This is a genomic window from Streptomyces sp. NBC_00299 (assembly GCF_036173045.1).
GTDB classification, from domain to species: Bacteria; Actinomycetota; Actinomycetes; order Streptomycetales; family Streptomycetaceae; genus Streptomyces; species Streptomyces machairae.
In genome coordinates this window covers 4,277,276-4,291,822 of record NZ_CP108039.1, presented here as the reverse complement: position 1 = coordinate 4,291,822, position 14,547 = coordinate 4,277,276, and the positions used below count along the sequence as shown (strand labels likewise).

At 71.2% G+C, this 14,547-nt stretch carries 13 protein-coding genes; 6 read left to right on the top strand and 7 right to left on the bottom strand.

Annotation, left to right across the window (positions count from 1 at the left end):
- Positions 1-32 precede the first annotated feature (32 nt).
- A complete protein-coding gene (locus OHT51_RS18735; protein ID WP_328880087.1) occupies positions 33-1,418 on the bottom strand; it encodes an FAD-binding oxidoreductase in 1,386 nt (461 codons plus the stop codon).
- Between the two features lie 229 nt (positions 1,419-1,647).
- On the opposite strand from OHT51_RS18735, the gene hemB reads away from it, so the two are divergent.
- Together hemB and OHT51_RS18725 are read left to right on the top strand one after the other, a co-directional pair.
- On the top strand, positions 1,648-2,640 hold the full coding sequence (gene hemB / locus OHT51_RS18730) for a porphobilinogen synthase (protein ID WP_328880086.1): 993 nt from the start codon (positions 1,648-1,650) through the stop codon (positions 2,638-2,640).
- Positions 2,641-2,985: 345 nt separating this feature from the next.
- The gene (locus OHT51_RS18725; protein ID WP_328880085.1) at positions 2,986-3,342 is read left to right on the top strand and encodes a DUF805 domain-containing protein; all 357 of its coding nucleotides are present in this window, start codon (positions 2,986-2,988) and stop codon (positions 3,340-3,342) included.
- Between the two features lie 24 nt (positions 3,343-3,366).
- Here OHT51_RS18725 and OHT51_RS18720 read toward each other — a convergent pair whose 3' ends face one another.
- Positions 3,367-3,561: a hypothetical protein gene (locus tag OHT51_RS18720; RefSeq protein ID WP_328880084.1), complete on the bottom strand. Its 195-nt coding sequence runs from the start codon at positions 3,559-3,561 to the stop codon at positions 3,367-3,369.
- A 293-nt stretch (positions 3,562-3,854) separates the two neighbouring features.
- On the opposite strand from OHT51_RS18720, the gene OHT51_RS18715 reads away from it, so the two are divergent.
- Positions 3,855-5,075 carry an aminotransferase-like domain-containing protein gene (locus OHT51_RS18715; RefSeq protein WP_328880083.1) on the top strand — a complete coding sequence of 407 codons (1,221 nt, stop codon included), beginning with the start codon at positions 3,855-3,857 and terminating at the stop codon, positions 5,073-5,075.
- A 3-nt stretch (positions 5,076-5,078) separates the two neighbouring features.
- Positions 5,079-5,930 (top strand): arylamine N-acetyltransferase family protein, encoded by an 852-nt coding sequence (locus OHT51_RS18710; protein WP_328880082.1) that lies wholly within the window; start codon positions 5,079-5,081, stop codon positions 5,928-5,930.
- A gap of 18 nt (positions 5,931-5,948) precedes the next feature.
- Here the strand turns inward: OHT51_RS18710 and OHT51_RS18705 are convergent, their stop codons facing one another.
- The 3 genes from OHT51_RS18705 to OHT51_RS18695 are packed head-to-tail and all read right to left on the bottom strand — an operon-like array spanning position 5,949 to position 8,468.
- Positions 5,949-6,755, bottom strand: a complete 807-nt coding sequence (locus tag OHT51_RS18705) for a DUF4253 domain-containing protein (protein ID WP_328880081.1) — start codon at positions 6,753-6,755, stop codon at positions 5,949-5,951.
- A 31-nt stretch (positions 6,756-6,786) separates the two neighbouring features.
- Entirely contained in the window at positions 6,787-7,632 is an 846-nt protein-coding gene (locus OHT51_RS18700) for a helix-turn-helix domain-containing protein (RefSeq protein WP_328880080.1), read from the bottom strand.
- Entirely contained in the window at positions 7,629-8,468 is an 840-nt protein-coding gene (locus OHT51_RS18695; protein WP_328880079.1) for a peptidoglycan-binding protein, read from the bottom strand. The genes OHT51_RS18700 and OHT51_RS18695 overlap by 4 nt, the downstream gene beginning before the upstream one ends.
- Before the next feature lie 318 nt (positions 8,469-8,786).
- On the opposite strand from OHT51_RS18695, the gene OHT51_RS18690 reads away from it, so the two are divergent.
- A complete protein-coding gene (locus OHT51_RS18690; protein ID WP_328880078.1) occupies positions 8,787-9,227 on the top strand; it encodes a peptidoglycan-binding domain-containing protein in 441 nt (146 codons plus the stop codon).
- Between the two features lie 105 nt (positions 9,228-9,332).
- Here OHT51_RS18690 and argS read toward each other — a convergent pair whose 3' ends face one another.
- On the bottom strand, positions 9,333-11,087 hold the full coding sequence (gene argS, locus OHT51_RS18685; protein ID WP_328880077.1) for an arginine--tRNA ligase: 1,755 nt from the start codon (positions 11,085-11,087) through the stop codon (positions 9,333-9,335).
- Between the two features lie 221 nt (positions 11,088-11,308).
- On the opposite strand from argS, the gene lysS reads away from it, so the two are divergent.
- Positions 11,309-13,051, top strand: a complete 1,743-nt coding sequence (lysS, locus tag OHT51_RS18680; RefSeq protein WP_328880076.1) for a lysine--tRNA ligase — start codon at positions 11,309-11,311, stop codon at positions 13,049-13,051.
- Positions 13,052-13,132: 81 nt separating this feature from the next.
- Here the strand turns inward: lysS and OHT51_RS18675 are convergent, their stop codons facing one another.
- Entirely contained in the window at positions 13,133-14,470 is a 1,338-nt protein-coding gene (locus OHT51_RS18675; protein ID WP_328880075.1) for a DUF2637 domain-containing protein, read from the bottom strand.
- Positions 14,471-14,547 lie beyond the last annotated feature (77 nt).

The following is a 14,547-nucleotide window of genomic DNA, read 5'->3' as shown; positions in this document are numbered from 1 at the left end:
CTCGTCCTCTAACGCCGGACGGGCTGTAGCGGCTATAGCGGCACCGTGTGGCCGAAGCGGAGCAGGTTCGACGGGTCGTAGGTGGATTTGTCCTGGGTCAGGCGGGTGCAGGTCTCGGGCGTCCAGGCCCGGGCCCGGTCCTCGGAGTCGCCGGGGGTGCCGTGGATGTTGATCATTGTGTGGCCCGTGCCGTAGGGGGCCATCGCCGTGTACAGGGACCTTGTGGCCATCTCTATGGCCTCCGCTGCCGGTGGGGCTGCCAGGACGCCCACCGATTCCAGCAGGTAGTTCGCGTCCCGGGAGCAGATCGCGTCCTCCAGGCGGGCGGGGCGGGCGAGGGCGCCGCCCATGTGGCGGATCTCCACCACGAGCAGGGGGAAGTCGGGGACGTCCGGGCCCGCCTCGGACAGGAACGTGCCGATCGCGTCGGGTGTCAGGTCGCGTAGCAGGGCGCATGCCTCGCGGGCCGGCAGCGGGTCCTGCGGTTCCATGTGGATGCGGTCGAGGGCCGCGTACGGCATCTCCTCCACCATGTCGACCGCCACCGGCGCCGCCGCGCGGATCGGGGCCAGAAGGCGCTCGCCCTCGGCCGGGTCCCCGGGCCAGGCGATCGCGACGCGGGCCCAGAAGCCGCCGCGCAGGGGTTCGGGGATCTCCGGGATGGGCGGGAGCCGGAGGAGGGAGAAGGTGCTGCACATCTCGTCCGGGACCGTCCTGGTCCAGTCCGCCCAGGCGTGCAGCAGTGCCTCTGTGTGCTCGCCGGAGGCGTAGATGCCGCCGCCGAGGATCGTGGACAGGGGCAGCAACTCGCAGACCATCGACGTCACCACGCCCACATTGCCCTTGCCGCCGCGCAGCGCCCAGAACAGTTCCGGCTCGTGGTCGGGGTCGGACTCGTACAGGGTGCCGTCGGGTGTGGCCACCTGGAACGAGCGGACCAGGTCGGTCGCGTAGCCGTAGGCCCGGCCGAGGACCGGCAGGCCGCCGCCCAGGGTGTAGCCGACCGCGCCGGCGTCCGTGGACGTGCCGGAGAGCGCGGCGAGGCCGTGCGGTGCGGTGGCCTCCAGGACGTGGCGCCACTTCGCGCCGGCCGCGATGGTGGCGAGGCGCCGGTCCGGGTCGATGCGTACGTCCGTCATGCGGGCCGTGCTGATCAGCAGGCCGTGGTCGATCGGGAAGTTCGCGCCGTGGCCCGTCGCCTGCACGGCGACCGGTGTGCCGGTGGCCGACGCCCAGCGCAGCGCCGTCACGATGTCGTCGGCGTCCGTCGCACCCACGACCACGTCGGGCGTGTGCAACGCGGCCAGATTGAAGCCGGTGACCTCGTCGGCGTAGCCGTCGTCGCCGGGGCGCAGGACCGGGCCGTGGATCTCGGACAGGGCGAAGAGGTCGGGGGTGTTGTGGTGGGTGGCGGTCATCGCGTCCTCCGTGGAGTGCGTACATACGGAGGGACGGCGGCGGCGAGGCGGGTGGGGCGGGGCCGTCGGGGTCCTTGTGTCCGGGTGCCTGCGGGCCTGCGGGGCCTGGGAGGTCTCTACTTCAGGATGGACCCGGTGGGTGGGGGGCCGCATGCGGGCCGCCGGGGCCGCGTTCCGTCCGACGCCGCGTCGGCAAAGGCGGCTCCGACGCGGGCGTAGCGTAGGTGGCATGACGACGTACGGATCCTTCCCCGGTACGCGGCCGCGGCGTCTGCGGACCACCCCGGCCATGCGGCGGATGGTCGCCGAGACCAGGCTGCACCCCGCCGACTTCATCCTCCCGGCCTTCGTGCGCGAGGGCGTCAGCGAGCCGGTGCCGATCGCGGCCATGCCGGGGGTCGTCCAGCACACGCGGGACAGCCTGAAGAAGGCCGCCGCCGAGGCGGTGGAGGCCGGCATCTCCGGGATCATGCTCTTCGGGGTGCCCGAGGAGGCGAAGAAGGACGCCCTCGGGACTCCTGGGACCGATCCGGACGGGATTCTGCAGGTCGCCATCCGGGATGTGCGGGCCGAAGTGGGGGACGAGCTGCTCGTCATGTCCGATCTGTGTCTCGACGAGACCACCGATCACGGGCACTGCGGGGTGCTGGACGCGGAAGGGCGTGTCGACAACGACGCGACCCTGGAGCGGTACGCCGAGATGGCGCAGGTACAGGCCGACGCCGGGGCCCATGTGGTCGGGCCCAGCGGGATGATGGACGGGCAGATCGGCGTCGTCCGGGACGCGCTCGACCAGATCGGGCGGGAGGACGTCGCCGTCCTCGCCTACACCGCCAAGTACGCCTCCGCCTTCTACGGGCCGTTCCGGGAGGCCGTCGGCTCGTCGTTGCAGGGTGACCGGAAGACGTATCAGCAGGACCCGGCGAACGCGCGGGAGTCGCTGCGGGAGCTCGCCCTCGACCTGGAGGAGGGCGCCGACATGGTGATGGTCAAGCCGGCCGGGCCCTACCTCGACATCCTGGCGCGGGTCGCCGACGCGGTGGACGTGCCGGTCGCCGCCTATCAGATCTCCGGCGAGTACTCGATGATCGAGGCCGCCGCCGAGAAGGGCTGGATCGACCGGGAGCGGGCCATCCTGGAGGCGCTGACCGGCATCAAGAGGGCCGGAGCCCGCAACATTCTGACCTACTGGGCCGTCGAGGCGGCACGGGGACTTCGCTGACGAAGACTTCGCCGACGAAACGGCCGACGGCACGGCAACGGTTCCGGATCGGTCCGGCATCGGAACGCATTCATTTCGGCCACGACTGGAACTCGGATCGGGGCAGTTCCGGTTGCGGCGCCGCATCCCCGCGGGACGCGCGCGGGGATACTCGGTGATCTTCGATGGATCTGTCCTGAATTCGACGGTCCCAGACGGGCGGGATCGGGCGGGTGATCAGGTTTCGGCGCCATGAGCTGCGCAGACAAACCGAATTGACGGGTTCCCGTCAGTGTTCGTAGCTTCTGCGCCTGGCCTGATCCGTTTCGGACGGCCAGTCATATGTCGATCCCTGGGGGGGATGCAGTGAACTGGTTCATCGAGGTGCTCAAGAAGTACGCGGTGTTCAGCGGCCGTGCGCGCCGCAAGGAATACTGGATGTTCACGCTGTTCTACCTGATCTTCGAGATCGTGTTCATGGCCGTCGGCTACGCGATCGACTTCCCGGCCCTCGTGGGCGTCTTGGTGGTCGCGCTCCTGCTGCCCAGCCTGGCCGTCACCGTGCGCCGACTGCACGACACCGATCGCTCGGGCTGGTGGATCCTCATCGGGATCGTCCCGCTCGTCGGCTTCATCGTCATGCTGGTCTTCCTGTGCTCGGACACCCAGCCGGGCGCGAACAAGTACGGCCCGAGCCCCAAGGAGATCCCGGCGCACGCGTGATGCCATGAGCCGGTGATGTGGGCCTCAAGGCCTGAAGGCCGCCCGGATGTCGTCCGGGTGGCCTTTCGCCGTCCCCGGGTCATGGAGGGCGGCCGGGCCCTCGTCGCGCAGTCCCTCGCCGTCCTCGCACGCGGTCAGCGTGAGCGCGGCGATCGTCACCAGCGTGGCGGCGAGGAGCCGGGCGTACGGGCGACGTGCGGGGGGTGCGGACGCGGACATGCGCTGGGCCCTCTCCTTGGGTGGGGGTTGGGGTCGGCCCCCAGCCTGCGTGATCATCCCTCGCCGCGGCCAGGGTTCCCCGCGATTTCGGGACGCCTGAGCGGCGGTATGCGGGTTGAGCTGCGGGGACGTCATGTCCCAACGGCCTGGTGTGGGACGTCCGGAGTGCTGAAAGAGCCCGCCGTGCGGCGGCGGAGTCCGGATACCGAAAGGCTGCCTGTAGGTGACACGTAGTTCTCTAGGCTGCCCGGCACGAGCCGTCACGCTCGTCGTCGAGCCGAAGGAGCCGTGTCATGACCGTCACCGAGCCCGCGCCTCCCGCACACCGCCACACCGCGGCCGCCGTGCCGCCGCTCGCGGCGCGGGCCGGGGCGGTCGGCGGGTCGCCCGTGCGGGACATTCTCGCCGTCACCGCGCGGCCCGAGGTCATCAACTTCGCGGGCGGGCTGCCGGCGCCGGAGCTGTTCGACCGGGAGGGCATCGCGGCCGCCTTCCGTGATGTGCTCGCCGAGACGCCGGAGCGGGCGTTGCAGTACTCCACGACGGAGGGCGAGCCGAGCCTGCGCACCGGGCTCGCCGCGCGCATATCGGCCGGGGGCCTGGCGACGGACGCCGACGACCTTCTCATCACCACCGGCTCCCAGCAGGGTCTGTCACTCCTGGCCACCGCGCTGCTGGATCCCGGGGACACGGTCCTCGTCGAAGACCCCTGTTATCTGGCGGCACTTCAGGCCTTCGGCCTCGCCGGAGCGCGGGTCGTGGCGGTGCCGGGGGACGCGGACGGGGTGGACGCGCAGGCGCTGGAGGAGCTGGTGGCGCGGGAGCGGCCGAAGCTCTTCTACACCGTGCCCACCTTCCAGAACCCGACCGGCAGGACCCTGCCCGCCGAGCGCAGAGCGGCCGTCGCCGAGGCCGCCGCACGGAGCGGGGTGTGGATCGTCGAGGACGACCCGTACGGCGAACTCCGCTACGAGGGCGAGCGCGTGCCGTGGATCGCGTCCTACCCCGGGGCCCAGGACCGTACGGTGCTGCTCGGTTCCTTCTCCAAGGTGATGGCGCCGGGCCTGCGGCTGGGCTGGCTGCGCGCCCCGGCAGCCCTGCGCCGGGCCTGCGTGGTCGCCAAGCAGGCGGCCGACCTGCACACGCCGACCCTCAACCAGCTCGCCGCCGCCCGCTACCTGACCGGCCTCGACGCACACGTCGCCCGCGTCAGGGACGTCTACCGCGTACGCCGCGACGCCATGCTCGCCGGCCTGCCCGGGGCCCTCCCGGAGGGGTCGGCCTGGGCCCGTCCCGAGGGCGGTATGTTCCTGTGGGCCCGGCTGCCGGAGTCGTACGACACGACGGCTCTGCTGCCGAAGGTGGTGCGGCAGGACGTGGCGTACGTCCCCGGCGCGCCCTTCTACGCGGGCGAGCCCGACCGGTCGACCCTGCGGCTGTGCTTCGTGACGCAGACGCCCGCGGAGATCGGAGAGGGGCTCAGGCGGCTCGGGGAGGGTTTGCGTCAGGCTTAGGGCATGGCCGACACAGCGCAGACGGTTCGGGCGGCGGGATTCGACCTCGACGCGTACCTCCGGCGGATCGGTTGGGAGGGCGAGCGGCGGGCCGACATGGCGACGCTTCGGGGCGTGCACCTCGCGCACATGAGGGGCATCCCCTTCGAGAACCTGGACGCCCTGCGGCACACGGCGCCCTCCCTCGACCCGGCCGACCTGATGGCCAAGCTGGTCCACAGCCGGCGCGGCGGCTACTGCTACGAGCACAACACGCTGCTCGCGTGCGCGCTGGAGGCGCTGGGCTTCGGCGTGACCCGGCTGGCCGCGCGCGTGGTCGTGGGAGCGGACCGTGTCGAGAGCCGCCCGCGCACCCACATGGCGCTGCTCGTCGAGGAGCCCGGCGACCCGCAGCCGTATCTCGCGGACGTCGGCTTCGGTGCGATCGGCGCGCTGCTGGAGCCGGTGCCGCTGACGGCCGGTGTCGAGTTCCGGGACGCGGAACGCCGGCACCGGCTCGTCCACGCCCCGCACCACGGGCCGCTGGAGCTGTGGGTGCTCCAGGCCCACGACCGGGCGAAGGGCGACTGGGCGGATCAGTACGCGTTCACGCTGGAGCCGTTCGAGAAGCCCGACTTCGAGGTCATCAACTGGCACATCGGCACCAATCCGCGCTCGCCTTTCACCCAGCGTGTCTACGTCCAGAGCGTCACCGCCGAACGTCACCTCCTGCTCAGCGGCCGGCTGCTCACGAGGACGCCGGTGGACGGGGCGGTCGTCGAGCGGGAGGTGACGCAGGAGGAGCAGGCGCGGCGGTTGCTGGACGAGGAGTTCGGCATCGAGGTGCCGGACGGGATGCGAGTGCTGCCGGAGTGACGGCGGAGGGCGCGGCGGTCAGTCCCACCAGAAGTGCCAGGCCGGCTGGTTGAGGAGCCGCTTCTCGGCATACGCCCGCACGGTGCTGTCACCGCTCTGCAGGATGTTGTCCGGGCAGAACGCGAAGTGCTCGGCGGCGACGGCCTCCGCCTCGGCCGCGGTGGTCGGCGGAAACGCGACGGAGACGAGCAGGTGGTCGAAGCCGAGCGCCACGACCCGTATGCCGAAGCGGTCCTCCCAGGAGCGGAGCACCGCGCAGAGGCGAGCGGTGTCGCCCTCGTGGTTCACCGGGCCCGTCCAGCCGATCGCCGCCGGAACGTCCGCGCTGCGCCGGGCCGGGACGAGGGCGAGGCGGGGGTCCTCCAGCAGGCCGCCGCTGCCCAGCAGGGAGTCCGCGATGCCGACGGCGACCGCGTCCGGGTCGTCGGCGGCGGCACCGGCGGAGGCGGGTGCGTCGGCCAGGCCGGGCCACTCCTCTTCCGTCTCCCCGGCCGCGTACTCGTCCCACAGGTCCGCCAGCACCTCGTCGGCGTCGTGATCTCCCGGGTACGACATCGCCTCGGGCGTCAGCTCCCACGTCTGCGGGCCGCCATGGCGGCCGCCCGCGTCCAGGACGACCGGCAGCAGGCCGGCGGTCCGCCGGGCCGGGGCCAGCGCGGCCCAGGCGCCCGGCACCGCCGGCTGCTCGGCGAGCCACAGCAGCGGCCCGTGCGATTCGTCCTCGCAGGTCGCGTCGAGGAGCCTGCCGGGCGGGAGTTGGAGACCGAGCGCGGCGCCCGTCGGGTCGGTCGCGAGCTTCGGCAGCGGGTTCGGAAGAGTCGCCATGCCGGTGACTGTAGAGGCCGGCACTGACAACTCATCCGGCCACTCGGCTGTCGAAGCACTCCTTCCCGTCGCCCGCCGCCGGTCGGAAGCAGGCGCGGACTGCGGTTCCGGGCCGAGCAGCGGTCATCGGGGTGTAGATGTAGGCGTCCGCGTCGATGGCGTCCCGGACCTCGGCGCCGCGGACGGGACCGTCAGTGACGTCAGCGCCGCTGCGGTCGGCCGCCGACATCTCCAGCCGGTCGCCCACGCGCGTCCCCCACATCCGGGCCCAGCTCGTCCCGCACTCCTCGCTGTAGCGCAGCTCCAGCCAGGCGCCGGTGGCGGTGTGGTGCGTGGCGAGGGTGACCGGCGTCGCAGCGCACTTCATGTGCATCGGGCTCCTGCCCTCGCAGGCCGCCCCCCGGCAGTGGGGCCCGGCCGCGGACGGCGGCGGGGCCAGGGCCGACCCCGGCTCCCCCTCCGGGTACGGCAGCAGCAGGACCACCGCCGCGACGCCCCCGAGGACCACGGCACACACCGACGCGAGCACCGCCAGGGCTGTCGCACCGCGGTGGGCGGCACGGCCGTCCGCGGGACTCCCGGCACCCGTGACCTGCTCAGGACACGGAGACCGTGGGCCCTCCCTCGACCGCCCGCTGCTCTCCGACTCGGCGATCTCCCACAGGGCCAGACAGCGCCCCTCCGGCTCGCCCGCGAGACGGCACAGGTCCTGTACCGCGTCGCGCGGGGGCAGGGTGCGGCCGTTGAGATAGCGGTCCCAGGAGGACTTGCTGAACGCCGTCTTCGCCGCGAGGCCGACCAGGCTCAGGCCGGTGCGGACCTTCAACTCCCTGAGCGCGCAGGCCAGTCGGGCCCGTTCCGGTGACGGGGTCGTCATCGCCGTAGGGCCTTCCAGGTGTGCGGGCCGATGATGCCGTCCACCACCAGGCCCGCCCGCTGCTGCGCACGCCGGACCGCGGCCTCCGTCAGCGGACCGAAGATCCCGTCTATGCCGCCCGGCGAGATGCCCGCCCGGCGCAGCAGACACTGCGCCTCGGCCACCTCCGGCCCCGCGTGGCCGTTCGCCAGGACGGCGCCCCGGGTGGGGCTGATGCCGGCGTACCAGCGGCCGTCGACCCGCGCGACACGGCAGGCGTACGCGGGCGCCGACTGCGAGGACGATGCCGGTGCCGACGCGGCGGACGCGGCGAGGGGAGCTGCTGTTTCTCCCGCGCCGCCGAGGAGCCGTACGGCGAGGAGGACGGTCGACGAGACGGCCAGCACCAGAGCCACGGTCCCCGCGACCAGGGCGACCCGCAGCGAACGCGTCGGCGAACGTGCCCCGTCGGCCAGGGACTCGGCTGCGGTCCGAGCCCCGGCCGTCAGGATCTCCGGCTCCGGCGTCGTTGCTTCCGGCATCGTCGCTTCCGGGCCGGGCGTGTTCACCGCGGGCGCCTCACCGCGTCTGTTCCCCCATGCCTCCGCCGCGACCTCGCGCAGGGCCAGCCACCGGGTCGGATCCTCACCCCCGATCCGGGCCAGCGCCTCGACGGCCTGCGGCGGCGGCAACGAACGGCCGCCCAGATACCGCTCCCATGACTTCGGGCTGTACTCCGTCCTCGCGGCCAGCTGCCGCAGGCTCAGCCCGCTGTGGTCCTTCAGCCGGCGCAACCGCACCACCAACTGCCGCACGCGCGGATCGAGTTCCGCGGGCAGCACTGCCCAACGCGACATGTTCCCCCCACTCGCGTTCACGGTCCGGCACGCGGTCCGTGGTCAGCGGCCCCCATGCCCCGTCGCATTCTGCATCAGCATCCACGGCCCGCACCGGGAGTGGGTGCGCGTACCGGTACGAAATCGGCCAACCGCTCGCCACGGGCGTCCCGCCCTGCCGTCACACCGCGTCAGATACCCGCAGGTCAGCGGGTGGGACGTCCCGCGGTGACGTCACTTCGGCGGCAACTGTGGCAGGCCTGGCCGCCCGCCCCGCACTCTCGTTTCGCCAGCCCGGCGGCAGGGGCCGCCACCCGAGACAGAGCGAGAGGGAAACGCATGCGACCGAATGTCTGGACGAGGACCCTCGTCAGCGTCAGCGCCGTGATCGGCCTTGCCGCCGGAAGCCTCGCCACCGCGGGCACCAGCTTCGCGGCACCGGACACACAGCCGGCCGTGAGCTCCGAGGTCTCCGTCCTCGCGGTGAACAACCTCGGCCTGAGCGCCGCCGAGGCCAAGAAGGTCCAGGGCTGGCTGAAGCAGTACTGGGGCTACACCGGCGCGATCGACGGGCAGCTCGGCACCAACAGCTGGAAGGCCTTCCAGCGCTGCCTCAAGGAGTACTGGGGCTACACCGGAGCCATCGACGGCATCGTCGGCTCGGGCACCATCAAGGCGCTGCAGCGGCTGCTCCAGCACTACGGCTACACCGGCGCGATCGACGGGATCGCCGGCTCGGGCACCAAGGCCGCGTTCAAGAACTTCGCCAACAGCCGTTAGGTGCACCGCTCGGCGCACAGCTAGGCGCACAGCCGTTCCGCACCAAGACAGCGGCCCGTCCTCTCCCTCGGGGAGACGACGGGCCGCGCGCGTGTCCTCGGACGCTCAGAGGCGCTCAGGCGTCCGGATGCCCAGCAGGGCCATGCCCTGGTGCAGCGTCCGGGCCGTCACGTCGCACAGGAGCAGACGGTTCTGCACCTGCTCGGGCGTCTGCGCCTTCAGCACCGGGCACTTGTCGTAGAACGACGTGTACAGCGACGCCAGTTGGTACAGGTACGCGGCCAGCTTGTGCGGGGCGTACTCCGCGGCCGCCTCGAAGACCGTGTCGCCGAACGCGTCCAGGTGCAGGCCGAGCGCCCGCTCCGCCGCGTGCAGTTCCAGCTCCGGGTGCGCGGCCGGCTTCGTCTCGCCCGCCTTGCGCAGGATCGACTGGATACGGGCGTACGCGTACTGGAGGTAGACGGACGTGTCGCCGTTCAGCGAGACCATCTGGTCCAGGTCGAACTTGTAGTCCCGGTTCGGCGACGTCGACAGGTCCGCGTACTTCACGGCGCCGATGCCGACCTGTGCGGCCCGCTCCTGGATCTCGTCCTCGGTGAGGTCCTGCGCCTTCTCCCGGACGACCTCCGCGGCCCGCTGCACCGCCTCGTCCAGCAGGTCCTCAAGGCGCACGGTCTCGCCCTCACGCGTCTTGAACGGCTTGCCGTCCGCGCCCAGCACCGTGCCGTAGCCCATGTTGTGCGCGGTGACGCCGTCGCTCAGCCAGCCGGCCCGCCGGGCCGTCTCGAAGACCATCTTGAAGTGCAGGGACTGGCGTACGTCCACGACGTAGAGCAGCGACGTCGCGTGCAGGTCCGTGACACGGTTGCGGATCGCGGTCAGGTCGGATGCCGCGTAGCCGAAGCCGCCGTCGGCCTTCTGCACGATCAGCGGGACCGGCTGGTCGTCCTTGCCGCGGATCTCGTCGAAGAACACCACGAGCGCGCCCTCGGAGCGCACCGCGACACCCATCTCCTCCAGGAGGCGGGCGGTCTCGGGCATGCCCTCGTTGTACGCGGACTCGCCGACGATCTCCTCGTCGCGGATCTCCATGTCCAGCTTCTCGAAGACCGAGTAGAAGTAGACCTTCGACTCGTCCACGAACTGCTGCCACAGCTCCAGGGTTTCCTTGTCGCCGGACTGCAGGGCGACGACCCGCTTGCGGGCCCGCTCCTTGAACTCCTCGTCCGAGTCGAAGACCGCGCGTGACGCCTTGTACACCCGGTTCAGGTTGCTCATCGCCTGCTCGCCGTCGACGTCGGCCGCGGGGGCCAGCTCGCCGGGGTTCTCGAACAGGTACTGGATGAGCATGCCGAACTGGGTGCCCCAGTCCCCGATGTGGTGCCGGCCGATCGTCTTCTCGCCGGTGAAGTCGAGCATGCCGCGCAGGGCGTCGCCGATCACCGCGGAGCGGAGGTGGCCGACGTGCATCTCCTTCGCCACGTTCGGCTGGGCGTAGTCGACGACTGTGATGCCGGGGTTGTCCTTCAGGGGGACGCCGAGACGATCGCCGTCCGTGTGCCGCGCGGCGAGGTTCTCGGTGATCGCCTTGTCGGCGATCGTGATGTTGAGGAAGCCGGGTCCGGAGACCTCGATGTCCTTGATCACGTCACCGGTGACGATGTTGCCGACGACCTGCGTCGCCAGTTCCCGGGGGTTCGCCTTGGCCTTCTTGGCGAGGGCCAGGATGCCGTTGGCCTGGAAGTCGGCCCGGTCGCTACGTCGCAGCAAAGCGTCTCCGACGGTGCCCGGGAGGGTGGCCGTGAGGGCGTCGACGAGGTGCTGGTTGACGGAGGCGCTGAGGGGCGTGACCGGGGCCATAGGAATGGGTGCCGTTCTCCTCGGGGGGATTGATAGACACGGTCAGTATCCCATGGGGGGTAAAGGGGTTTTTGCGGCAGCAGGCCGGTGGGGGCTTGTCGCGCAGTTCCCCGCGGCCCTTCGGGGGCGCTGTTGCAAAGGCGTTTTCGTTGTTGCCGTCCTTGCTGGGACAATGAGGGCGCCAGCCGTTGACCGTACGGCTGCCCTGGAGAAAGAAGGACGTGCCGATCGTGGCTCAGAGCACCGAGACCACCGACTGGGTCTCCCGTTTCGCGGATGAGGTCATCGAGGAGTCGGAGCGTCGGGCCCCGGGCAAACCGGTCGTCGTCGCGTCGGGACTCTCCCCCTCCGGACCCATCCACCTCGGCAACCTCCGCGAGGTCATGACCCCGCACCTCGTCGCCGACGAGGTCCGGCGCCGCGGGCACCAGGTCCGGCATCTGATCTCCTGGGACGACTACGACCGCTACCGCAAGGTGCCGGCCGGTGTCGCTGGGGTCGACGAGACCTGGGCCGCGCACATCGGCAAGCCGCTGACCTCCGTCCCGGCGCCGAAGGGCTCGGCGTACCCGAACTGGGCCGAGCACTTCAAGGCGGCGATGGTCGAGGCGCTCGCCGAGATGGGCGTGGAGTTCGACGGGATCAGCCAGACCGCGCAGTACACCTCCGGGGTGTACCGCGAGCAGATCCTGCACGCGATGAAGCACCGCGGCGACATCGACGCCGTCCTCGCGCAGTACCGCACCAAGCCCAAGGGCGGCGCCAAGAAGTCGCAGAAGCCGGTCGACGAGGCCGAGCTGGAGGCCGCCGAGGGCTCCGGCGCGGCCGGCGAGGACGACGGCAGCTCCGGCTCCGCCGGGTACTTCCCGTACAAGCCCTACTGCGGCAACTGCGACAAGGACTTCACCACCGTCACCTCGTACGTCGACGACACCACCGAGCTGACGTACACCTGCAACGAGTGCGGGTTCTCCGAGACCGTCCGGCTCAACGAGTTCAACCGCGGCAAGCTGGTCTGGAAGGTCGACTGGCCCATGCGGTGGGCGTACGAGGGCGTCGTGTTCGAGCCGAGCGGTGTCGACCACTCGTCGCCGGGGTCGAGCTTCCAGGTGGGCGGCCAGATCGTCGGGATCTTCGGCGGCAAGCAGCCGATCGGCCCGATGTACGCCTTCGTCGGCATCAGCGGCATGGCGAAGATGTCCTCCTCGCGCGGTGGGGTGCCCACCCCGTCCGACGCGCTGAAGATCATGGAGCCGCAGCTGCTGCGCTGGCTGTACGCCCGCCGCAGGCCCAACCAGTCCTTCAAGATCGCCTTCGACCAGGAGATCCAGCGGCTCTACGACGAGTGGGACAAGCTCGACGGGAAGGTCGCGGACGGGTCCGCGCTGCCCGCCGACGTCGCCGCGCACTCGCGTGCCGTGCGCACGGCCGCCGGTGAGCTGCCGCGTACGCAGTGCCCGCTGCCGTACCGGACGCTCGCGTCCGTCGCCGACATCACCGCCGGGCACCAGGACCAGGCGCTGCGGATCCTCTCCGAGCTGGACCCGGAGAACCCGCTGGGCTCGCTCGACGAGGCGCGTCCCCGGTACGACAAGGCCGAGGCCTGGATCAACACGCAGGTGCCCGCCGACCAGCGGACCATCGTGCGCGACGAGCCCGACGTCGAGCTGCTGAAGTCCCTCGACGAGGCGTCCCAGCAGTCGCTGCGGCTGCTCCTCGACGGACTGGAGTCGCACTGGTCGCTGGACGGGCTGACCCACCTCGTCTACGGCGTGCCCAAGGTGCAGGCCGGGTTCTCCGCGGACGCGACGCCCAAGGAGCTGCCGGCCGAGATCAAGACCGCCCAGCGGTCGTTCTTCGCGCTGCTGTACCACCTGCTGGTCGGGCGGGACACCGGGCCGCGGCTGCCCACGCTGCTGCTTGCGGTGGGGCAGGAGCGGGTGCGGGCCCTGCTCGGGGAGTAGGCGGTACGGGAAAAGGGGGCCCTCCGTGAAGGGCCCCCTTTTTTTGGCTCAGGTCTTGGGCTCAAGATTCTGTGCTCAAGGTCAGGCGATGTGATCCTCTTCCAGCTCCGCCGAATGGCGCTTCTGGAAGCGTTCCGTGAGGGTCTTCAGCGCGCTGGGGCTCAGCGACGTGCCGTATGTCGCCTGGATGTTGTCGCCCAGGACACGGGGCGTGGGGTAACTGCCGTCGATCGACTGACGGAAGATCTGGTAGTAGTCGTCGTCGTTCGGCTCCGCGGGCTCCGGAGGACCGCCGCCCTCGCCGAGCTGGCGGGTGCGGTTGCCGGTCACCGGGATCGGGAAGGTGCCGGTGTCCTCGGGCGAGGGTTCCTGGACGGGCGGTTCCTGCTGGTACTGGTCCTGGTACTGCTCCGCCCGGAGCTGTTCCTCGTACCACTCTTCGTAGTGGCCCTGGGGGTCGTACTGGGCGTCGTAGCCGCCCTGGTACTCCACGTTCCGGGGGGTGTTGAACCAGTCCTGCACGTACTCCGGCTGCTCGACTCCGGGCGGGCCCACCGGCTCGGGGCCGGCCAGCTCGGGGCGCTGCTCGCCGGCGGGTGCCGCCTGCCGGGGGACCGGCGCCGCCGTGGCCGCGCGAGGGCCGACGGCGTTGCCCGGTGTACCGGCCATGTCGGCGGGCGGCGCGGCGGCGTCCAGGGCCTGCTTCGGCGCCGGCGGCAGCAGGGCCGGCTCGATGCCCGCCGCCGCCAGCCCCGCCGGAGCCGTCTGCGCCAGCGGAACCCCGTACCGCGCCAGACGCAGCGGCATCAAGGACTCCACCGGCGCCTTGCGCCGCCATGCCCGGCCGAAGCGGGAGCGCAGACGGGCCTGGTACACCAGCCGCTCCTGCTCCAGCTTGATGACCTGCTCGTAGGAGCGCAGCTCCCACAGCTTCATGCGGCGCCACAGGAGGAAGGTCGGCAGCGGGGAAAGGAGCCAGCGGGTGAGGCGGACGCCCTCCATGTGCTTGTCGGCCGTGATGTCCGCTATGCGCCCGATCGCGTGGCGGGCCGCCTCGACCGAGACCACGAACAGGATCGGGATCACGCCGTGCATGCCGACGCCCAGCGGGTCCGGCCAGGCCGCCGCGCCGTTGAAGGCGATCGTCGCCGCCGTCAGCAGCCATGCCGTCTGGCGCAGGAGCGGGAACGGGATGCGGATCCACGTCAGGAGCAGGTCGAGGGCGAGCAGGACGCAGATACCTGCGTCGATGCCTATCGGGAAGACATAACTGAAGTTCCCGAAGCCTTTCTGGATGGCCAGCTCGCGGACGGCCGCGTACGAACCGGCGAAGCCGATGCCGGCGATGATGACGGCGCCGAACACGACCACACCGATGAGAATGCGATGCGTCCGAGTCAGCTGCAGTGGCGCGGCCACTCGTACTCCCCTCCCAGTGCATGTTGTTGCGCGCAACAGGGTGGCACATCTGTGCGGCGTGCGGATTGCCGGTACGG